This is a genomic window from Sulfurihydrogenibium sp. YO3AOP1 (assembly GCF_000020325.1).
Taxonomy (GTDB): domain Bacteria; phylum Aquificota; class Aquificia; order Aquificales; family Hydrogenothermaceae; genus Sulfurihydrogenibium.
This window is the reverse complement of sequence record NC_010730.1, coordinates 1,285,589-1,305,753: the sequence shown is the minus strand read 5'-3', so window position 1 is coordinate 1,305,753 and position 20,165 is coordinate 1,285,589. Positions and strand designations below refer to the sequence as shown.

Sequence of the window (20,165 nt, the reverse complement as noted above, 5' to 3'; positions counted from 1 at the left end):
TGATAGGTAAGAAAGAGAGGAGATTCTTCACTTCGTTCAGAATGACGATCAAAAGGTTAAATTAATTTTTGGATTTAGTTAAAATTGGAACACCTCAGCGAGAGATGAGGAGATGAGAGGTAATATTATTGCTATTCCGCAGTCGGCTAAGAATTTTATTATTTTAATAAAAATTTATAAAAACGGAGGTTAAAGCTGTTTAAGTTTGAGCTTTTAAAAGAAGATGGCAACGCAAGACTTGGAAAGATATACACACCTCACGGGGAAATAGACACACCTATCTTTATGCCGGTAGGTACCCAGGGAACAGTTAAAGCTATAACTATGAAAAATCTTGAAGAGATAAACGCACAGATAATTCTTGGAAATACATACCATTTATATTTAAGACCGGGCCTTGAAGTTTTAAAGAAATTCGGCGGACTTCATAATTTTTCATCTTGGCAAAAACCGATTTTAACAGACAGTGGAGGGTTTCAGGTTTTTTCTTTAGCAGCCGGAAAGGAGAAAGAAGGTAAACAAAAGGCACAGGTTGTAATTACAGAAGAAGGCGTAAAGTTTAAATCTCATTTAGATGGTTCATGGCATTTTTTCACACCAGAGTTTGTCGTTGAAATTCAAGAAATAATCGGCAGTGATATCATGATGCCTTTAGATGAATGCCCACCTTATCCTTCCAGCCATCAATACGCTTTAGAAAGTCTTAAAAGAACTATCAGATGGCTTGAAAGGTCAAAAAAAGCAAAGAAAAATCCAAATCAAGCATTATTTGGAATAATTCAAGGGTCAACTTACGAAGATTTAAGAAGAGAAAGTGCACTTAGGACTGTAGAGCTTGATATGGATGGATACTCTATCGGCGGTCTATCTGTTGGTGAACCAAAAGAATATATGTATGCAATGACCGAGATAATAGCACCACTTCTTCCAAAAGACAAACCAAGATACTTAATGGGTGTTGGAACTCCGGAAGATTTGCTTGAAAGTGTAGATAGAGGCATTGATATGTTTGACTGTGTAATGCCTACCAGAAATGGCAGAAATGGAACGCTTTTTACTCATTTTGGAAAAATCAACATAAAATCAGCAAAATACAAACTTGACGAGACGCCAGTAGACCCATTATGTGATTGTTATACATGTAAAAATTTTTCAAAAGGATATTTAAGACATCTTTACAATGCAGAAGAGATAACAGCCTACATACTCGGAACCATCCATAATTTAAGATTTTACCTCAGGCTAATGGAAGATATAAGAGAAGCTATAAAAGAAAATAGATTTAAACAGTTTAAAAAGGAGTTTTTAGAAAGGTACAATGGGCAGTCCGTTTAAGACCGCCCTTTTTATATTTTAAACTTTTACTTTTAAAGCATTTTCAAATCTCTGATTGATCACATCCCAGTTAAGATTTTTGAAAAATGCATCAATATATGGTGGTCTTTTATTTTTTTGGTCTACATAATAAGCATGTTCGTATACATCCAGAACTATCAATGGAATAGAGCCAACAAACCCATATTGATTGTGAGCATCAAAACCGTTTACAAATAACATTTTGTTGTACAAATCATAAGATAAAGTAGCCCAACCTCTGCATGCTATACCTGTAGCTTTAATTTCATTTAAGCAGTTATCAACCGAACCAAACCATTCTTCTATAGCTTTTCTAAGCTGTTCGCTTGGCTCACCTTTTCCACCACCGATTAAGTTTTCAAAATAAAGTTCATGTAAAATAACCCCCATATAGTTAAAGCTTTCCTCAACTTTAAGAGCTCTGTATTCAGAGTAGTTTTGATTAGCCTTAGACCTGTCCGCAAAATTAGATGCTAACTTCTCTTGAATTTCATTGTATTTTGCTACATAACCTTTGTAATGAGCTTCAAAATGAACCTCAATTTGCTCATCTGATATTCCTACAAGACCTTTTGGTTTTAAATGGTCCTTTGGCTGAAGTTTCATAACTTTCATTTTCTTACCTCCTGATTTAGGTTTTTCTTCTTTTTCTAAAATTTCCATTGCTAAAATATTTGTGCTTGAAGCTAAAATACTGATTCCCGACAATTTAATAAAATCTCTTCTGTCCATTTAATCCTCCTATTATTGATAAAATTAATTTCAAATTCTCCTACATCTATGACTGAAATCACAAAAATATAATGACTCCTATCATTAATAAAACTCTGTTTTATAATGTATACTTCAATAATCAAAACTCATAAAGGAGGAAGAAAAATGCCAAAAGTTAACAGTTATGTAGACATTTCACAAATCGACAAAGAAGCTAAAAGAGATTTTATTGACAGACACTCTCCATTTGTACATGTAGAAGGTGAAGCTGTAAAAGGTCAAAAATTAAAAGTAAAAGTGAGAGTTGGAAACGAATACGTTCATCCAGATGATTTTGACCACTATATCGCTTACGTTCAATTATGGGATGGCGATACTTTACTCGGACAAGCTACATTTACACCGGGTTCTCTTGGAAACAAGCCAAACCAAGCTGAAGTAGATTTTTATATTGTTCCGACAAAAGACAAATTAAAATTAAACGCAATGAGTTACTGCACAAAGCACGGTTTATGGCAAAGTGAAACTGTTGAAATAGACGTTTTATCACCAGAACCAGCTACAGCATAACATAAACAAAGGCACCTACAAGGTGCCTAAATTCCTCAAACTGCAAATATATAAAACATTAGAAAATAAGTGATTTTTACAGAATTTAAAAATGAGTTCCTTCACTACATTCAGGATTACAAAATAAAAATCTATCATTCTGCAGCCGGCGATGAATCTCATACTTTTATTGAATCTTTCATCCGACACATACTCTAAACAAATACATAAAAACATATTCTGATAAATTTAGGATTACGAAACTTCTTGCTACGGTATAGTAAATAAATTCCTAATTTTCATGAGACATTTTCATTCGTACTCGTTCCACTCCCAAATTGACTTGCATATATGCCAATAAAGCTTACCAATTCATTTGCTTTTAGGACTATTCTTTATCCTTCTTATTTAAATCCTTTAACACAAAGCTAACGGGTTGTTGTGGTGAGCAACAACTTTTTATATTAATATTCATTCTGTTTATAATTTCATTATAAGCATCTATGAAGTTTAAAACTTTACCGCCAAAGCCTTTTGAAAATTTTTCTGCATCATCTTTATTTATAAATGGAATAACACTTGGACTGCAACATGGAACTGCAGAACTTCCTACTACATAATAAGCATCAAGGGCGTTAATAGGCTTTTCTGTTATGAAATCGTAAGTTAATGCAGATACATTCTTTTCTGCATAATTTTGATGAAGCATTAATCCGCAGTGTTCACAGCAAGCTTCTACAATCTTACTACCTTCAACTATTATTTTATAAGGATGAGACCTTGTAATAGGCTTTTCACAGATTGGACAGGATTTAATAGGGATAGTTTCTTTATTTTCAACTGTATTTAAAGTTACAGAACCATGCTTTCTCTTTACTTCCCCTTCTCTTTCAAGCTCTCTTATATCACGGTAAATAGTCATCGCAGAAACGCCAAATATATGACTAAGCTCTTTAACTGTTACTTCCTTTTTTTCTCTAAGTATTCTTAATATCTCTGCCTTTCTTTCTTTATCTGTTAGCATCCCTAAATAGCTCCTTTTGTTGATGGAACTTCCAATCTTCTTGGGTCTATTAATACTGCTTCTTTTAACGCAATTGCAAAAGATTTTGTTAAACATTCAGCTATGTGATGAAGATTATGACCTGTCAAAGCTTTTAAGTGCATGGTTACTCCGGCTGAAAGTGTAAAACCTTTAAAGAATTCTCCCATTAGTTCAAAATCAAAATTGGTTATCTTACCTCTTAGTCCAAAATCATCATAAAAAAGTAATGGTCTGCCAGAAAGGTCAATGCTACACATTGCCAATGCTTCATCCATTGGAATTATACTATATCCAAATCTTTTTATGCCCCTCTTATCCCCAAGTGCTTCTTTTACGGCAAGACCTAAGACTATACCAACGTCTTCTACTAAATGATGATGGCTAACATGAACATCTCCTGTTGCCATGATTTCAAGGTCTATCATGGAATGAAATGAAAAGCTTTCAAGCATATGAGATAAAAATCCAACTTGCGTATCTACTTTATGTTTACCTGTACCATCTAAATTTATTGATAACTCTATCTGTGTTTCTTTTGTCTCTCTTTTGATTAAAGCTTTTCTGCTCATTTCTTACCACCTTTCCAAAATTCTTTAAACGGACTTTTTCTTTGGTCTTCTCCTTCAACCTTTATAGGAATACAAATCTCATTTAATCTTGATGCTATACCTTTTCCAAATTTACTTTCAATACTATCTACGATTTCTATCTCATCTTCTTCATCTAATGATATATTAGATGTTATTATAACAGGAAGTTTATCGTTATATCTACTGATAATTATATAATGCAAAATATCCTTCGCCCAGTCAGTAAGCCTTTCGCTTGCCAAATCATCTAAAACCAAAATTGGAGCTTTAATCACACTATCTAAAAGATATCTTGTACTACTGCTTCCTTCAAACGTAGATTTTAAATCGTATAATAGTATTCTTGTATCATAAAACAAACCTGTAATACCCCTTTTAAAATAAAACTCTTTTAAAATACTAACTGCTAAATGTGTTTTTCCTACGCCATGCTTTCCATAGAAGAAAATTCCCTTTCCTTCTAAATAATCATCACTATAAATATACTCTTTAATCTTTGTTAAAATAATATGATGTGAAGGATGATTTGGGATAAAATTATCAAGGTTTGCATGGTAATATTTTTTTGGAATATTAAGAGCTTTATTTAATTTTTCTGTATTTTTAAAAAGCTGACATTCACACCTAATAACTTCATTATCTTTAAAAATCCAGCCGATATCATTACATATCGGACATTTTATCTCTTCTTTAACTTTTTCCATGAAGACCTCTCGCTAAGATTTTAAAATAATAGAAAATTAAGCCAAAGATATTATATAATAAAGATATATAAGTTCAATATGACATTGAAACCATGTTGTTAGAATTTTTAAAATGTGATCTTTCGGACCAAAGTCCTCAGGATGACAATATAGGTGAGAAGTTTGAATTCTAAGCAAAACGAGGATCTCATAATTATGTTAAATTTTTTGCTCATAATATATAATCAATAATATAATCAATATTAAAAAACTGAGGGACAAGGTGTTAAAAAAACTTATTTTTAGTTTTTTAGCAGTCATAAACATAGCCTTTGCAGAAGAAATAACCATTATTGGTGATAGTTTAACCGTTGGTGCTGAAAAGTATATTAGATACTATATTCCAAATGCTGTAATAGATGCAAAGGTAGGAAGGAAATTTCAAGAAGCAATGGATAGAATATTAGATTTAGAAAGCAAAGGATTATTAAAAGATATAGTAGTGATAGCCCTGGGTACAAATGGCTATTTTACAGTTGAAGAGGGTTTAAAAGTTATAGATTATCTACAAAGTAGAAATAAAAAAGTGGTTTTTGTAAATACAAAAGTTCCTCGTTGGTGGGAATCGGATGTTAATAATACTTACGAAAAGTTAAAAAGATTAAAACCAAATATTATAATAATTGATTGGAAAACAATAAGTAATGTAATATGTTTAAGAAATGATATCCCAGAATGTTTTAGAAAGGATGGTTATCATCTAACAGACATGGGAAGTTATCTATTTTCATTGCTAATATACAAGTATACACATGAATAAGCTAACTAAGATTGACGGTTTAGATGGTTTCAGAGGAATTTTAGTCCTTTCTGTAATTGTATTTCATGCTTTTCTGGTCTTTTCTCCAGAAAATTTATCCAAGTTTAACGGTGGATTTTTAGCTGTAGAGTCTTTTTTTGTATTATCAGGCTTTCTGATCACAAAGTCATTGATAATAAAAAATAAAAAATTAAATAATTTTTTTGAAGTTTATTTGGACTTTCTAAAATCAAGACTTTTAAGATTATTTCCAGCTTTTATACTTCTTTCTATTATTGAAATATCTTTTATTCATCTATTTTTTCCAGAAAAACTAAAAAATCTCCTAAATGAATTACTTTTTGGCTCTCTAAATGTTTATAACTGGTGGCTAATAAAAAGAGAAGTTCCATATTTTGAAAGATTTCAAGAAACTTTATTTAATCTTCATTTTTGGTCATTATCAATAGAATGGCAGTATTATTTAATTTGGAGTGTTATATTTTTAATTCTACTTAGATTTAGCAAAATAGTTGCAATAATATTTACAATTATGCTTGCTTTACTTTCAGTATTAGATATGTACATCTTTTATAAAATGTATGAAAACATAGATAGAATTTATTTTGAAACAGATACAAGATTCTCTTCTTTTATGATTGGCTCACTTTTAGCTTTAGCTGAAAATAAGATTGAAAAAAGAAATTGGATATTTTTAACCACAGGAATTATTTCTTTATTTCTTTTATTAGCATCCTTTTTTTTACTTAACAATTACGAAAGCTATATGTATCCATTTGGATTTTTAGTAGTTTCAATTATTTCAGCTTTATTTATATTATCGGTGTTAAAATCGGAATATTTTGACAAATTATTGTCTTTTTATCCGCTTTCTTATGTCGGTGTAAGAAGCTATTCACTGTATCTTTGGCATTTTCCAATATTTTCTTTTTTAAGTTTGTTTTATGCAAAAAATATTCAAGAAGCTGTAATTTTAGGTTTTATTTTAAGCTTTTTAATCTCAAACATTAGTTATCTTCTTATTGAAGAACCTTTTAGAAGGTTAAATTTCTTAAGTTTATATGATTTGAAAGTTGTTTTAAATCTTTCTATCAGCTCTGTTTTGTTAGGTTTGGTTTTTGGTTATTTATCTTTTTCTACAGATGCAAATCTTGCTAAAGAAAGAAATGTAGAAAAAGCTGCATTTTTATCTATAAGCAATGATAAAGTTGTATCTGAAGAGGTAAAAGTTAGCGGTATAGATAAAAAATCTCAAAAAGATAATACTAAGGAAAATGAAGAAAATCCTTTGGAGGAGATAAAAAATATTGAAGTTGGAAATCTAAATGGGGAAGTAATCTTGATAGGAGATTCTGTTTTACTTGGTGCATCAAAGTATGTTCAAGATTTTTTAAAAAATGCATATATAGATGCTAAAGTAGGAAGACAGTTTAAAGAAATTTATTCTTTATTAGAAAGCGGAAAGTTGGATAAGTATAACAAAATTGTCATTGCTCTTGGCAATAATGGTTATGTTAGTAAAAAAGATTTAGAGAATGTGATAGAAAGACTTAAAGATAAAGAAATATACTTAATTACTTTAAAAGTTCCAAGACCATGGCAAAATCAGGTTAACAATACATTTAAGGAAATTGCATCAGAATATAAGAATGTTAAAATCATAGATTGGTATAGCTATAGCAGAGAAAAGGAGGAATTGTTTACAACAGATAAAGTCCATCTAAATAACAAAGGTGCTAAATACTTTGCAAGTTTAATTGCTAAAAATTTAGGAATAGAATACAAAAACTATAAACCACAGCAAAAGACAGATGACGAGCAAAAATATGATAAAGTTGAAGCAAAAATCAATAAAAAAGAATCTTTAGATAATAAAGAATCAGATATTTCTGAGAAACTTTCAAATAAAGATAAAGAGACAAAGGGTAAAAATGTGGAAAATATTATTCTTAAAGAACAAAACAACCCAAATGATGAAATTGAAAATTTAATCTTATCTGCTCCTGGTGAATAATATAATTAAATAAAAAGTCATCAAGCATCTATCTAAGACTTAGGAGAGTGCTTTCAAATTTTAACTAAATCTAAAAATTAATTAAACTTTTTATAGTCTTCCTAAAGCCATACTAAGAATCTCTCTGCTCTTTTTGTCTTCCTTTTAAAAGACATTAAAAGAGGAGATCCTTCACTTCGCTGCTGGATGACAGAGAATTTTCAAAAGTGTCATTCTGAGCGTTAGCGAAGGATCTCAGCCTTACAAATCTTTTGAAAAATCATTGAAGAATAAGATCTCAAGAATAAGATTTTACTTATTGGATGATGAACAAAGATAAAGTTATATCTACATAGACATTCTACAGCTTACAAAAACTTTATTCATTCTGGGAGCAGTTTGGGCTAATTATTCTAACTCGCTCCCTAATTTATTAAAAATACTATCTAAAATTAAATACGATGCCCTCTCTTTACTTTCTGCCTTAATCTCTATTTTTCCGCCGTCTTTAAAGATTATATAGCCTTCATATATATCTTTGCTAAATACTTTAACAGGATTGGCAATGATTACATCAAGATTTTTTCTTTTTAATTTATCTATTGCATTTTCAAAAATGTTTTCACTCTCTGCCGCAAATCCTATTAAAATCTGATTTTCTTTTTTATTTTCTCCTAAGAATTTAAGGATATCTGGATTTGGCTGTAATTCTACTACTGGATTTTCTTTTGTTTTTTTAAGTTTATTTTCACTGTAAGCTTTTGGTCTAAAGTCTGCAACCGCTGCATTCATTATGATTATATCAAAGTCTTGGTAGATATCTTTTATAGCTTCAAACATATCAATTGCAGTTACTACATCTATTTTTTTGATTTGTGAAGGTAATTTTAAGCATGTTGGTGCAGAGATTAAAGTAACTTGGCTTCCAAATCCGTAGACTTCCTTTGCGAGAGCATATCCCATTTGTCCTGAAGATGCGTTTGATATGTATCTAATAGGGTCAAAAAATTCTCTTGTAGCTCCTGCTGTAATTAATACTTTTTTACCTTTTAAGAATTTTGGATATAATGCATATTTTACTGCAAGCTCTATATCTTCCAAATCAGCAAGCTTACCGCTTCCTTCTTCTCCACAGGCTAACAATCCTTCACATGGATTTACAAAAATATCTCCTTTTTCTTTTAGAATATTTATATTCTTTTGGGTTATTGGATTTTCTAACATTTTTGTGTTCATTGCAGGTGCTATTACTAATGGCTTATCATAAGCTAACGCTGTGGAAGTTAAAAAGTTGTCTGCCATGCCGCTAGCAAGCTTTGCTATAGTGTTTGCTGTTGCCGGTGCTATTAAAAAAACATCCGCCCATCTTGCTACATAAATATGCTCTAATCCTGTTTTACCATCTTTCCAAGAAGAATAAACTTCACTGTTTGTTAATGCTTGAAATGTAAGCTTTCCAACAAAATCTTCTGCTTCTGGTGTCATACAGACTTTAACTTCCATTCCTTTTTTCTGAAAATGTCTCACTATCTCACAAGCTTTATAGCTTGCTATTGAACCACACACTCCAACTAATAATCTTTTCCCTTCAAGCATAATTTTTCTCTTTCAAAATTTTTATTCTTTCTTTTATAAATTCCCTAGGTAGAACGCCCGTTGGAAAGCTGTTTATAAAGTAAACTCTGCAGTTATAAGTAAACCCTTCCGGTTTTTCCATCGTGTAAATATCATATCCATTGTATAAAATAGTTGGTGAGCCTTGGAAATTTAACTCCTTAGCTTTTTCAGGACTTTCTACATTAACTATTTTAATTTCTTCTGAAATAAACCCTTCGTCTTTTAAAGATATTAGATTTTTAAGAGTTTCATCTGCATTGGGACAGCCTTCAAAGTATTGAAATTCTATCATTTTATCTCCTATCATTCAAAAATTTGTCTAAAAAATCATACAGATATGTCTTTAAATTAGGAATATAAATCTCAGCGTCTTTGATTATCTCATCAGGGTTTAATTTTTCTTCTAAAATCTCGTCTTTATACTCTTGTATCCATTGTTTTATCATATTTTGCGAAACTTCTATATGAAACTGTAGCCCTACTGCATTTTTACAAATAAATCCTTGGTTTGTGTATATATCGTTGCTAAAAACTAACTGTGCATCCTTGGGTAAATCAAACGTGTCTCCATGCCACTGAAAAGCTTTAAAAACTTCCGGAAACCCTTCAAAAATTTTATTGTCAGACACTTTTTTAATGTCATAAAAACCTATTTCTTTTCCATTTTCTCCTTTATAAATTTTTGAACCTAAAACTTTTGCAAGCATCTGACACCCAAGGCAAATTCCAAGTAAAGGTATCTCTTTCTTTAAAGCTTGCTCCATTATTTTAAACTCATAACTTAAAAATGGATACTTACTTTCTTCATAAGCACCCATGTATCCTCCAAGAACGACAATAAACTGATACTTATCTAATTCTCTTTTTAAAAGTTGACCTTCCGATGTATCTACATAATCAATCTCAAAATTTTTTTCTTTTAAATAATTTTCAATCAGCCCTAAATGCTCTATCTTTACATGTCTAATTGCCAATGTTCTCATTGTCTTTCCTCCTTATATCTCAACTCTAACAACAACACCATGAACTTTTTGAGCCGGTAGTTTATAAAACTCTGCAAAGTTAGAGAATATTCTTTTTATTAAACCAAAGATTTTCCAAATAATATTATCAGAGTAAACATTGTCTACGCCATAGAAAACAACCCTTTCGTTTATGTCTAAATTTCTAAGTTCTTTTTCAACGTTTACAATCTCTTGATATCCATATTCTATAACTGCGTATTTAATGCCTGGACACAAATCTTCTGCAAAATAGCTTCTAATACCAAAAGGTCGGTCTAATTTTTTAAGCGAAAGGAAAATATTTTCTTCATAAACTATACCATGCTTAATCATTGTTTCAACAATATAAGGCGGAATTCTCTCAATGCTTCTAACAAGAAATACTGCTGAACCTTTTATATGACATTTTTTAGGATAGATTTTATTGAAATTCTCAATAAAGTTTTCTTTTGGCATAAATTTACCAACTTTACCAATTCTACTTTGACCTATTGTATAAAGAGAAATTATGAATATAGGCGGAATTGCAAATAAAATAGGCCAATAAGCACCATGAGGAATCTTTAATGTATTTGATGATAGGAATGTTAAATCTATCAATAACAACAATATACTTCCTAAGAAATAACCGTATTTTTTCAAATTAAAATAGATATAGATTAAAAATAAGCTTGTGATTACCATATCAATATTTACAGCTAAACCATAAGCTGATGCCATCTTTTCCGATTCTCTAAAAATGAAAAACATGATAAGGACGCCGATAAATAAGAAAAGATTAACTATTGGTATAAATATTTGTGTACTTATTTCTGTTGAGGTATGTCTAACAAGAAGTAATGGAACCAATCTTGCGTTGATTGATTGAAAAATTAGAGAGAATACACCGCTAATAAGTGCTTGAGATGCAATAATGCCGGCAATTGTTATTAAAATTAAGAAAAGAATGTATAAATCATTTCCAAGCAACAAATTAGCTCCATGGAAAAATGGATTATCTTCTTTTATGTTTCCTAAAAGTATAGAAGCTTGACCTAAGTAGCTCATAACTACTGCAAAAAATACAAAGACCCAAGCTGTTCTTATTGCATTTTTACCGATATGACCCATATCTGCATACATTGCTTCTCCACCTGTTGCAGCCAGAATAATTTCAGATAAAGCCAAAAACGCAACAAATGGATGGTTAGAAATAAAATTTATAGCTTCTAATGGATTAAAAGCTTTTAAGACTATTGGATTATGTGAAATATAATAAATTCCTATTGATGCAATGGTTATAAAATATAAAGTCATTATTGGTCCAAAAGCTATACCAATTTTACCTGTTCCATATCTTTGAATAAGAAACAACATTGTTGTTATAAAAATAGCAATACCTAAAATAATTTCCTGACTTAAACCTTCCAAACCATGAATTAACCTTAAACCTTCTGTTGAGCTTAAGATAGTTATGGCAGGTGTAATAATTCCATCTCCAAGTAAAAATCCAATACCAACTATTGTTAAAGCACGATGGATTAGCCTTATCTTAGGATTTTTAGTTATAGACTGGGCAATTTCTCCCAAAACTATAATACTACCTTCACCTCTTAAACTAAGATTCATCGCAAACCAAGCATACTGGACCGTTGGAATCAATATTAACGTCCATATTATTAACGATGCAATACCAAGAATTTCATCTGGTTTTGGCTTTGTTACTAAAACTATAACGGCAAATGTATAAAGTGGGCTTGTTCCAATATCTCCAAAAACTGTCCCTATAGCTCGAATAACATTACTTAAGCTTACTTTATCACTATTGGCAGACACTTTTAATCCTCCTGCATTATCTTTAAATTTATTATACAACCATTTTTTAGCTGTGTTATAATTTTTTGATTATGAAAAAACTAACATTCATCTTATTATTTTTGATATCTTCTTTTTTATTCTCAAATGCTGAAGTAATCACAACGTTAAAAACAGATGATAAAGTTGTTGCTCTTACATTTGATGCCTGTGAGACTAAAACACCATCATATTTAGACCATAAAATAATTGATTTTTTGGTTTCTCAAAAAATTCCTTTCACACTGTTTGTAAGTGGAAAGTTTATTGAAAGAAATTTTCAGGATTTAAAAAATCTTTATAATACTGGTTTGGTCTCGATTCAAAATCATTCTTACAATCATAACAATCATATGAACCTTCTAAACGAAGAAGAGATTAAAGAAGATGTACTGAAAAATGAAAATTTAATCATTGGGATAACGGGAATTAAACCAAAATATTTTAGGTTTCCTGCTGGCAATTATAATGAAAGAGCTTTACGCTTAGTAGAAAGTTTAGGTTATAAAGTTATTCATTGGACTTTTCCAAGTGGCGACCCGGATAAAAAAATAACAAAAGAGATGTTGATAGACCATGTGATAAGAAATACAAAACCTGGCTCTATTTTAATATTCCATGCAAATGGTAGAGGTTACAAAACAGGCGAAGCTTTACCCGAGATTGTTAGAATTTTAAAGCAGAAAGGTTATAGATTCGTTAGATTAGAAGATTATTTATAGTTAAATTATATGCGGGTGAGAAATTCAACAGATTACACGTTTCTTCAGACCGATGTTAAAAGTGAGAGGTTGATGTTGGGGCAATTCATGAATTGCCCGTACATGTAGTAATTAATGAAATGTCATTACTTAGCGGACGTTCCTGTGATAGAATAGGAATTTTGGAACAGTCTGAAGCCCACCAATTTTTCACCCGATGTTTTAGAAGATTATTATTGTTTTTAGTGAGAAATCAGCAAAATGAATATATCCTTACACACTGACTCTCTAATCCTCAACCACTTCAACCGCTTTCATCATAGCCTTTGCTTTGTTTACTGTCTCAAGCCATTCTTTTTCCGGCACTGAGTCTGCAACAATTCCAGCTCCGGCTTGGATATACACAGTATCGTTCACTACTACCGCAGTTCTGATTGCTATCGCTGTATCAAGATTGCCATCAAAGGATATATATCCTACTGCCCCTGCATATACTCCTCTTTTCTCCGGTTCAAGCTCTTCTATTATCTGCATTGCCCTAACTTTTGGAGCTCCACTAACAGTTCCAACAGGAAAAACTGATTTTAAAACATCAAGTGGATGTAAATCCTCTCTTAAAATTCCAGAAACATCGGAAACTATATGCATAACATGAGAATAATTTTCTATATACATAAATCTATCTACTTTAACACTACCTTTAACAGCTACCTTGCCTACATCATTCCTTGCAAGGTCTACAAGCATTAAATGTTCTGCCCTTTCCTTTTCATCACTGAGTAAATCTTCTTTAAGTTTTAAGTCTTCTTCTATAGTCTTTCCTCTTGGTCTTGTGCCGGCTATAGGTTTTGTAAGTATTTTTTTATCCTTCACTGTAACAAGTATTTCGGGAGAAGATCCGATGATTTTTAAATCTTTAAAATCTAAATAAAATAGATACGGAGAAGGGTTTATTACTCTTATAGCTCTGTAAATGTTTAATGGGTCTGTCTTTATCTTCTTTGAAAATCTTTGAGATAGTACAACCTGTATAATATCTCCTTCTTTTATGTAATCTTTTGCCTTTAAAACTACTTTTTCAAAATCTTCTTTTTTAAAGTTAGAATTCCAGTTTTCAAGGTTTACTTCTTTTTCTTTTAATGTTAATCTTTTTTCTTCTATTGTTTTATTAAGCCTTTCTTCAATCGCATTTAGTTTACTTACAGCTTTATCATACTGGATTTTTAAATCTTCATTTTTGTTTATTATTGCACATACAATTATTTTGATCTTGTTGGTAAGATTATCAAAAGCGATAACTTCATCACTTAAAAACATAAATAAATCTGGGATTTTTAAAGTGTCTATTTTTACGTCTGGAATAGGTTCGTAAAAATGGATAACATCATAGCCTATATACCCAACGAATCCCCCATAAAATGGCGGTAAGCTTTCATCTTTATATGGCTTAAATTCTTTAACTAAGTTTTTTATTTCTCTGATTGGGTCTGTTGTTTTTTTATACTCTATCTGTCCTTTGTTGTAAATTTCAACTGTATCCTTTTTTGTTCTGATGTAAAAGTTTTCCGAAGAGCCTATAAATGAATATCTGCCTATCTGCTCTCCTCTTTCTACACTTTCAAGAATAAAATTAAATCTATCCGGTGATGAAATTTTAAGATAAACAGACAATGGTGTATCTATATCAAGTAAGATTTCTTTGTAAATTGGAATTACATTAAATTCTTTTGCTAATCTTTCAAATTCTTGGAAGGATATTAAACCCATTAGAGCCTCACAATTTCAGATATAAAGTTTTCTTTATCTAAAATATCGATGGCTTTGTGATCTGTAAGGTCTAATCTAATTGGTGTTATAGATACATATCCATCTTTTACTGCCGTGTAATCTGTGCCAGGTGAGCATTCTTCCAATAGTGCTTCTTCTCCACCTATCCAGTAATACTCTTCCTTTGAAGGCGATAGATACTTAACGATTTCCTCTTTATAAGCTCCTCTTCCTTGTTTTGTAAGCAAAAATCCTTTTATTTTTTCTGCTGGAATTGTTGGAATGTTTACGTTGAGGAATGTTCCTTTTGGAAGGTTTTTAATAAGCAATGCTTTTACTATTTTAACAGCTACTTTTGATACATCTTCAAAGTTTGGATTCTTAGAAGAACCTACAGAAAAGGCTACAGATGGAATGCAAAAAAGTGTTCCTTCTCTTGCCGCTCCAACCGTTCCAGAATAAAAAACGTCATTGCCTATGTTTGGTCCAGTATTTATACCGGATATTAATAAATCCGGCTTTTGATTTTGAAGAATTACATTCAATCCAAGATGGACACAGTCGGCAGGCGTTCCATCTACGATATAGTAAAAATCTTCTTCAATTTTTTCTATTTTTAATGGTCTTGTAAATGTTAATGAATGGCTTGTTCCGGACATGTTTCTATCCGGTGCTACTGTAATTACTCTAAAATTTTCTTCTATCAATCTATTTCTTATTGCCTGTAATCCTTTTGACTGATAACCGTCATCATTTGTAAGAAAAACTATTTTTTTCACTATTTTCTCCTTTTACTTCTCACTATCTCACATACAAGTCGGAGCGACCCGATTCGAACGGGCGACCTCTGGCCCCCCATGCCAGTGCGCTACCACCTGCGCCACGCTCCGATTATTTATTTTGAATTAACTTTTTTCTTTAAAAGCTTGCCAGGTTTAAAAGTTATGCCAAGCCTGTCGGGAATCAACTTCTCTTCACCGGTTTTTGGATTCCTGCCGATTTTACTTTTTCTTTTTTTAATGACAAACGTCCCAAAGCCTGAAATCATCACTTTTTTTCCTTCATGTATATCATTTGTTAAATAGTCAGAGATTAAGTCAAATGTTTCATTTACGATAGTAGCTATCTCTTTTTTATCTAACGTTATTTTTTCATTTCTTGCTATTTTGTTAACTATGTCTGCTCTTTTCATCTCCTACCTCTCTACCATAGTATTTTTTATCTCTTTCATCTACAACTGTGTTGTTTTTACTCCAATATACCATCAAACCAACAATTACTAACGCTGCGATAATAAAAATTACAATTGCAAGTAAAAGCTCAAACGTTTCATTCATCCTAATCCCTCTTCTAAATAGCTATTTTTATATTTTACATAATTTTCAGCAGATTTTTCTAACCAAGCTATCTCTTCTTCTGTTAATTTTCTTACAAATTTAGCAGGAACTCCGGCCCACAAAGAGTAAGGCTCTATAACTTTACCGGGTGTGACCAATGCTCCTGCTGCAACTATTGAGTATTTTCCTACAATTACACCATCCATAACAGTTGCAGACATCCCAATTAAACAGTAATCTTCTATCGTGCAGGCATGAAGCATAACTTTATGACCCACTGTCACATTATTACCTATTATCGTTGGATATCTTTTATGGTCTACGTGAATAATAGTTCCATCTTGAATATTTGTTCTTTCGCCAATTCTAATGTAATTAACATCACCTCTTATAACTACATTATACCAAATGCTTGAATCTTTGCCTATCTCAACATCTCCAATGATTACAGCATTTTCAGCAATAAAAACTGTTTGGTCTATCTTTGGATAGATTCCTTTGTATGGCTTAATGATTGCCACCTTTTTTCCTCCACTTTTTTATAAACTTAACACCAACAAAAAAGTATAAACTTGTGAAGATTAACATAATAAATATTCCAGGTAAAAGTTTTATTATTTCCAAATACTACTCACCTTTATAAGTTGCTTTACCTGTTGCTGTTTCCCAAAGTGTGATCTGAACTACTTTTATATCTTCCTCAAGATTTGCTTCTTTAAGCTTTTGAACTAAATAATCATAGAAGTATTTAGCCATTGCTTCAGCTGTTGGACAAAAATCAACTTCGGTAATCTTTAAGTCTTTAAAATGCTCTTTAAATATTGGGTAAAGTGGGTCGTTTATGTCTATTATAAAAGAATGGTCAAATACGTTGTCTACTAAATCTTTCAAAGCATTCTTAATATGATAAAAATCCACCACAACATCCTGCTCGTTTAATGTATCAGAGCCAACGGTTACTTCAAGAATATAGCTGTGTCCGTGTAAATTTCTGCATTTGTTATCTATACAAGCGTATCCTGAAAGGACTGCGGTTTTACCTTCTGCAAGGTTTTGCTTCCAAACTCTATGCCCTGCTTCAAATCTAAAGATTTTTGTTATTTCATATTTCATCTACTTCACCTCTGCTTTTTAAGTATGTTTGTAATATTTCTGCTGCTTTTGGGTCGGTTTTAGCTTTTTCAATAAGAGATAGAACTACTTCAACATCTGACCTTTCTTGAATTTTATCAACTTTTTCGCTAACTTCTTTGATTTCTCTGCCGGTATCTTTCTTGTAGTTATAAAGTAAGATCATAAAAACAACGAATATTCCAAAGGTTACAAATTGAATTAAGTTTAACATAAAAAAAGATTTTTTTGTTTCTTTTTCAAAATTTGTTATTTGATTTTTTAGCTCTTCCTGATTCTTTTTTAGCTCTTCAATTTCTGTTAAAAAATACTCAATTAGTTTTTTATCTGTTTGTGATACATTCTTAAGTTTTTCGATTTGACTTATTTTTTCTTCTAACTGTTTTTGTTTTTGATATAAAGCATTAACTTGTTGATTTACCTTTTGCAAATCTTCGGCTTTTACACCTTTATACTCAATTATTTTTGGTTCAATAGTTGTCTCGGCAAATGAATTAAAAGAGGTGAGAAGTAATAAAAATATCATCCTAAAGCCTGTGAAGAATATTAAGCTTTTTTTGAAATTTTTATAATTCAATCTCATTAGCCTCAAAGACAGGACCTTCATAGCATACTCTTACATATGTATCATTTTTAACATCCTTGACTACACAGCCAACACAGATACCAATTCCGCAAGCCATTCTACTTTCAAGGGATAGATAGCATAATGCATTTTCTTCCTTGGCTATTTTTGCTACAGCTTTCATCATTCCTTTTGGACCGCAAACTATTAATGGTGCATTTGAATTTGATTTTATAATATCTTTTAAATCCTGCGTGACTAATCCTTTTCTTCCAAAGCTTCCATCTTCCGTGTAATATATTGGCTGGATTTGGTTTTCTTCATTCCATTTAATCATTGATAAATCTTCTTTTTTTCTTGCTCCGTAAATTGCTACAAATCTTTTGCTGTGCTTTTTTAACTGCTTTAAAAATAAGCTTAAGCCGGCATAACCAATGCCACCACCTACAACGATATAATTATCATAATCTTCCGGAAATAGTCTGTTTCCAAGTGGTCCAAGGACGTTTATCGTTTCTCCTTCTTTCTTTTGAGAAATTGCCTGGGTTCCTTTTCCATAAACGTCATAGTAAACAACTATAGTGCCATCTTCTACATCGGCTATGGCAAAGGCTCTTCTAAGTAATGGGTCGTAAAAATCTTGAGGTGTTGGCTTTATCATGACAAAATGAGCCGGCTTTACAAAACTTGCAATTTCTGGGGCTTTCAGCTTTAGCATGTAAGTTTTCCCGGAGATAAATCTGTTTTCTAATATTAAAGCTTCAATATCTTTTATCAAGACTTCACTCCAAGAAATTTTAATATTTGTTCAACATGACCTTTAGCTTTTACATTTTTCCAAGCTTTTTTAATACTGCCATCAGGTGAAATTATAAATGTAGACCTAATAACTCCTTCTGTCTCTTTGCCATACATTACTTTTTTGCCATAAGCTCCATACTGTTTCATGACTTCTTTGTTTTTATCAGACAAAAGAATAAAATTCAAACCATACTTTTCTTTAAATTTTTTATGACTTTCAATGCTGTCCGGACTAACTCCAACGACTATAGCGTAATTTTGTAATATATTTAAATTATCTCTAAAATCGCATGCTTCCGTTGTACAACCGGGCGTGTCGTCCTTTGGATAAAAGTAAAGAATAACGTCTTTATCTTTTCCAAGATAATCTTTAAGGCAAAAATTAATCTCATTTCCTTTTTCATCAATTCCTGGCAGGCAGAAATCTATAGCTTTTTCCATCTTTAATCCTCCTTAATCCATGGTTTATATTCAAAAATCTGCTTGTATGTATATGGACAATTTTCTGGAAAATCTTTTTCTGTTGGCAATCTTCCAAAAAACTTTTTAGCTAATTCTTCATTTTCCGGTCTTTGAAACCAATATACTAAATCTATTACTACTCGTTTCCAAGCTTTTTCAATACTTTCAACTGCTTTTTGTTTTAAAGATGGATGCTCTAAAAAAAGTTTTTCTAAGCTCTTTCTTGCATGCAGTACGCTATTAATCCAGCCCTTACCTGAATATTCGTAAATTTTAAAATTATCAATCTTGTAAAGATGTTGTAAGATTACTGCCATGTAGTTTATTGCACTCTCCAAATGCTTCCTTCCCAAATCTTCAATCTCCTCAAGAAGATTTTCCCAATCAACAGAGTCATATTCTCTTTCTTTTAAAAGCTGAAGATTCTCATTTACCCATCTATAATAATCTTTTTCATACAATTCCTTTAAAAAGTCTTTACTTATGCTTTTAGTAGCCATATTGTCAGACCTCTACTTATACCTTTTTAACAATTCTTCTTCTATATCTGATAATTTAACGCCGGCATCAACCAAAGCAATCAGCAGATGAAAAAGTAAATCGGATGTTTCATACACAATTTCATCTTTATTTTTATTTTTTAACGCTATAACCGTTTCTACGGCTTCTTCACCAACTTTTTGAATTATTTTATCGCTTCCTTTTTTAAATAAAGATGCAACGTAAGAGCCTTCTGGCATGGTCTCTTTTCTTTCTTGAATCTTTTCATAGAGTTTATGAAGTATCTCAAAAGGAACCGGCTTGGAATCTTTTTCAAGATTTAGATTTCTATAAAAACAGCTTTCTTCTCCTGTATGGCATGCCGGACCTTCTTCTACAACAAGGTATATAATACTGTCTTCATCACAATCAACTTTTATATCCATGATTTTTTGATAATTTCCAGAAGTTTCACCTTTTTTCCATAAAGCATTTCTTGAACGGGAAAAATAAGTTGCATATCCGGATTTTAATGTTTCTTCAATGGCTTCTTTGTTTGCATATGCTTGCATTAATATTTTTCCGGTATAATAGTTTTGAGTAATAACCGGAATCAATCCATCTTGATTAAACTTTAAATTATCAAGGTTCAAAATTTATCTCCTACTATTTAAGATGGTATAGTAATTATTATATCACTACAACTTTTGGAAGGAG

At 31.3% G+C, this 20,165-nt stretch carries 24 protein-coding genes and 1 tRNA gene; 5 read left to right on the top strand and 20 right to left on the bottom strand.

The features are described from left to right. Window positions 1-195: 195 nt before the first annotated feature. Window positions 196-1,335: a tRNA guanosine(34) transglycosylase Tgt gene (gene tgt / locus SYO3AOP1_RS06490; protein WP_012459931.1), complete on the top strand. Its 1,140-nt coding sequence runs from the start codon at window positions 196-198 to the stop codon at window positions 1,333-1,335. 18 nt (window positions 1,336-1,353) lie between these two features. On the opposite strand, the gene SYO3AOP1_RS06485 is transcribed toward tgt, so the two are convergent. Then, entirely contained in the window at window positions 1,354-1,971 is a 618-nt protein-coding gene (locus SYO3AOP1_RS06485) for a superoxide dismutase (RefSeq protein ID WP_041674766.1), read from the bottom strand. A 264-nt stretch (window positions 1,972-2,235) separates the two neighbouring features. Here SYO3AOP1_RS06485 and SYO3AOP1_RS06480 point away from each other — a divergent pair, with 264 nt between their 5' ends. After that, window positions 2,236-2,640: a desulfoferrodoxin family protein gene (locus SYO3AOP1_RS06480; protein ID WP_012459929.1), complete on the top strand. Its 405-nt coding sequence runs from the start codon at window positions 2,236-2,238 to the stop codon at window positions 2,638-2,640. Window positions 2,641-3,007: 367 nt separating this feature from the next. Here the strand turns inward: SYO3AOP1_RS06480 and SYO3AOP1_RS06475 are convergent, their stop codons facing one another. Genes SYO3AOP1_RS06475 through SYO3AOP1_RS06465 form a run of 3 tightly spaced genes read right to left on the bottom strand, consistent with a single transcriptional unit; the run spans window position 3,008 to window position 4,958 of the window. After that, window positions 3,008-3,643, bottom strand: coding sequence for a DeoR family transcriptional regulator (locus tag SYO3AOP1_RS06475; RefSeq protein WP_012459928.1), 636 nt, complete (start codon window positions 3,641-3,643; stop codon window positions 3,008-3,010). Window positions 3,644-3,645: 2 nt separating this feature from the next. Next, window positions 3,646-4,233 (bottom strand): imidazoleglycerol-phosphate dehydratase HisB, encoded by a 588-nt coding sequence (gene hisB, locus SYO3AOP1_RS06470; protein WP_012459927.1) that lies wholly within the window; start codon window positions 4,231-4,233, stop codon window positions 3,646-3,648. Further along, complete coding sequence (locus tag SYO3AOP1_RS06465) at window positions 4,230-4,958, bottom strand: ATP-binding protein (RefSeq protein WP_012459926.1); 729 nt, start codon at window positions 4,956-4,958, stop codon at window positions 4,230-4,232. Before SYO3AOP1_RS06465 ends, hisB begins: the two co-directional genes overlap by 4 nt. Window positions 4,959-5,220: 262 nt before the next feature. On the opposite strand from SYO3AOP1_RS06465, the gene SYO3AOP1_RS06460 reads away from it, so the two are divergent. Then, window positions 5,221-5,757 carry an acyltransferase gene (locus SYO3AOP1_RS06460; protein ID WP_012459925.1) on the top strand — a complete coding sequence of 179 codons (537 nt, stop codon included), beginning with the start codon at window positions 5,221-5,223 and terminating at the stop codon, window positions 5,755-5,757. Further along, complete coding sequence (locus tag SYO3AOP1_RS06455) at window positions 5,750-7,771, top strand: acyltransferase family protein (RefSeq protein ID WP_012459924.1); 2,022 nt, start codon at window positions 5,750-5,752, stop codon at window positions 7,769-7,771. The genes SYO3AOP1_RS06460 and SYO3AOP1_RS06455 overlap by 8 nt, the downstream gene beginning before the upstream one ends. 387 nt (window positions 7,772-8,158) lie before the next feature. Here SYO3AOP1_RS06455 and coaBC read toward each other — a convergent pair whose 3' ends face one another. From coaBC to SYO3AOP1_RS06435, 4 genes are read right to left on the bottom strand one after another with little or no spacing between them, the layout of a single operon-like run. Continuing rightward, on the bottom strand, window positions 8,159-9,346 hold the full coding sequence (coaBC, locus tag SYO3AOP1_RS06450; RefSeq protein ID WP_012459923.1) for a bifunctional phosphopantothenoylcysteine decarboxylase/phosphopantothenate--cysteine ligase CoaBC: 1,188 nt from the start codon (window positions 9,344-9,346) through the stop codon (window positions 8,159-8,161). Then, a complete protein-coding gene (locus SYO3AOP1_RS06445) occupies window positions 9,339-9,674 on the bottom strand; it encodes an alkylmercury lyase (protein ID WP_281340596.1) in 336 nt (111 codons plus the stop codon). The genes coaBC and SYO3AOP1_RS06445 overlap by 8 nt, the downstream gene beginning before the upstream one ends. Then, complete coding sequence (locus SYO3AOP1_RS06440; protein ID WP_012459921.1) at window positions 9,661-10,350, bottom strand: type 1 glutamine amidotransferase; 690 nt, start codon at window positions 10,348-10,350, stop codon at window positions 9,661-9,663. Before SYO3AOP1_RS06440 ends, SYO3AOP1_RS06445 begins: the two co-directional genes overlap by 14 nt. Before the next feature lie 12 nt (window positions 10,351-10,362). Next, on the bottom strand, window positions 10,363-12,225 hold the full coding sequence (locus SYO3AOP1_RS06435) for a KUP/HAK/KT family potassium transporter (protein ID WP_281340595.1): 1,863 nt from the start codon (window positions 12,223-12,225) through the stop codon (window positions 10,363-10,365). Window positions 12,226-12,257: 32 nt separating this feature from the next. Here SYO3AOP1_RS06435 and SYO3AOP1_RS06430 point away from each other — a divergent pair, with 32 nt between their 5' ends. Then, window positions 12,258-12,926, top strand: a complete 669-nt coding sequence (locus SYO3AOP1_RS06430) for a polysaccharide deacetylase family protein (RefSeq protein WP_012459919.1) — start codon at window positions 12,258-12,260, stop codon at window positions 12,924-12,926. Window positions 12,927-13,193: 267 nt separating this feature from the next. Here SYO3AOP1_RS06430 and trpE read toward each other — a convergent pair whose 3' ends face one another. The 12 genes from trpE to hisIE form a co-directional block, all read right to left on the bottom strand. Next, complete coding sequence (trpE, locus tag SYO3AOP1_RS06425) at window positions 13,194-14,672, bottom strand: anthranilate synthase component I (protein WP_012459918.1); 1,479 nt, start codon at window positions 14,670-14,672, stop codon at window positions 13,194-13,196. Next, a complete protein-coding gene (gene surE / locus SYO3AOP1_RS06420; RefSeq protein ID WP_012459917.1) occupies window positions 14,672-15,451 on the bottom strand; it encodes a 5'/3'-nucleotidase SurE in 780 nt (259 codons plus the stop codon). The genes trpE and surE overlap by 1 nt, the downstream gene beginning before the upstream one ends. 38 nt (window positions 15,452-15,489) lie before the next feature. Further along, window positions 15,490-15,562, bottom strand: a tRNA-Pro gene (locus tag SYO3AOP1_RS06415). A 5-nt stretch (window positions 15,563-15,567) separates the two neighbouring features. Continuing rightward, window positions 15,568-15,864: an HU family DNA-binding protein gene (locus SYO3AOP1_RS06410; protein WP_007547163.1), complete on the bottom strand. Its 297-nt coding sequence runs from the start codon at window positions 15,862-15,864 to the stop codon at window positions 15,568-15,570. After that, window positions 15,842-16,009 (bottom strand): hypothetical protein, encoded by a 168-nt coding sequence (locus tag SYO3AOP1_RS09445; protein ID WP_007547161.1) that lies wholly within the window; start codon window positions 16,007-16,009, stop codon window positions 15,842-15,844. Before SYO3AOP1_RS09445 ends, SYO3AOP1_RS06410 begins: the two co-directional genes overlap by 23 nt. Continuing rightward, window positions 16,006-16,530: a gamma carbonic anhydrase family protein gene (locus SYO3AOP1_RS06405; protein ID WP_012459916.1), complete on the bottom strand. Its 525-nt coding sequence runs from the start codon at window positions 16,528-16,530 to the stop codon at window positions 16,006-16,008. The genes SYO3AOP1_RS09445 and SYO3AOP1_RS06405 overlap by 4 nt, the downstream gene beginning before the upstream one ends. Before the next feature lie 106 nt (window positions 16,531-16,636). Continuing rightward, window positions 16,637-17,122: a 6-carboxytetrahydropterin synthase gene (locus SYO3AOP1_RS06400; protein ID WP_012459915.1), complete on the bottom strand. Its 486-nt coding sequence runs from the start codon at window positions 17,120-17,122 to the stop codon at window positions 16,637-16,639. Beyond that, complete coding sequence (locus tag SYO3AOP1_RS06395; RefSeq protein ID WP_281340592.1) at window positions 17,112-17,666, bottom strand: viral A-type inclusion protein; 555 nt, start codon at window positions 17,664-17,666, stop codon at window positions 17,112-17,114. The genes SYO3AOP1_RS06400 and SYO3AOP1_RS06395 overlap by 11 nt, the downstream gene beginning before the upstream one ends. A 40-nt stretch (window positions 17,667-17,706) precedes the next feature. Next, entirely contained in the window at window positions 17,707-18,483 is a 777-nt protein-coding gene (locus SYO3AOP1_RS06390) for a dihydroorotate dehydrogenase electron transfer subunit (protein ID WP_012459913.1), read from the bottom strand. After that, window positions 18,480-18,947: a peroxiredoxin gene (locus SYO3AOP1_RS06385; RefSeq protein ID WP_012459912.1), complete on the bottom strand. Its 468-nt coding sequence runs from the start codon at window positions 18,945-18,947 to the stop codon at window positions 18,480-18,482. The genes SYO3AOP1_RS06390 and SYO3AOP1_RS06385 overlap by 4 nt, the downstream gene beginning before the upstream one ends. 2 nt (window positions 18,948-18,949) lie before the next feature. After that, on the bottom strand, window positions 18,950-19,468 hold the full coding sequence (locus SYO3AOP1_RS06380; protein ID WP_012459911.1) for a DUF29 domain-containing protein: 519 nt from the start codon (window positions 19,466-19,468) through the stop codon (window positions 18,950-18,952). Between the two features lie 12 nt (window positions 19,469-19,480). Further along, window positions 19,481-20,101 carry a bifunctional phosphoribosyl-AMP cyclohydrolase/phosphoribosyl-ATP diphosphatase HisIE gene (gene hisIE, locus SYO3AOP1_RS06375; protein WP_012459910.1) on the bottom strand — a complete coding sequence of 207 codons (621 nt, stop codon included), beginning with the start codon at window positions 20,099-20,101 and terminating at the stop codon, window positions 19,481-19,483. Window positions 20,102-20,165 lie beyond the last annotated feature (64 nt).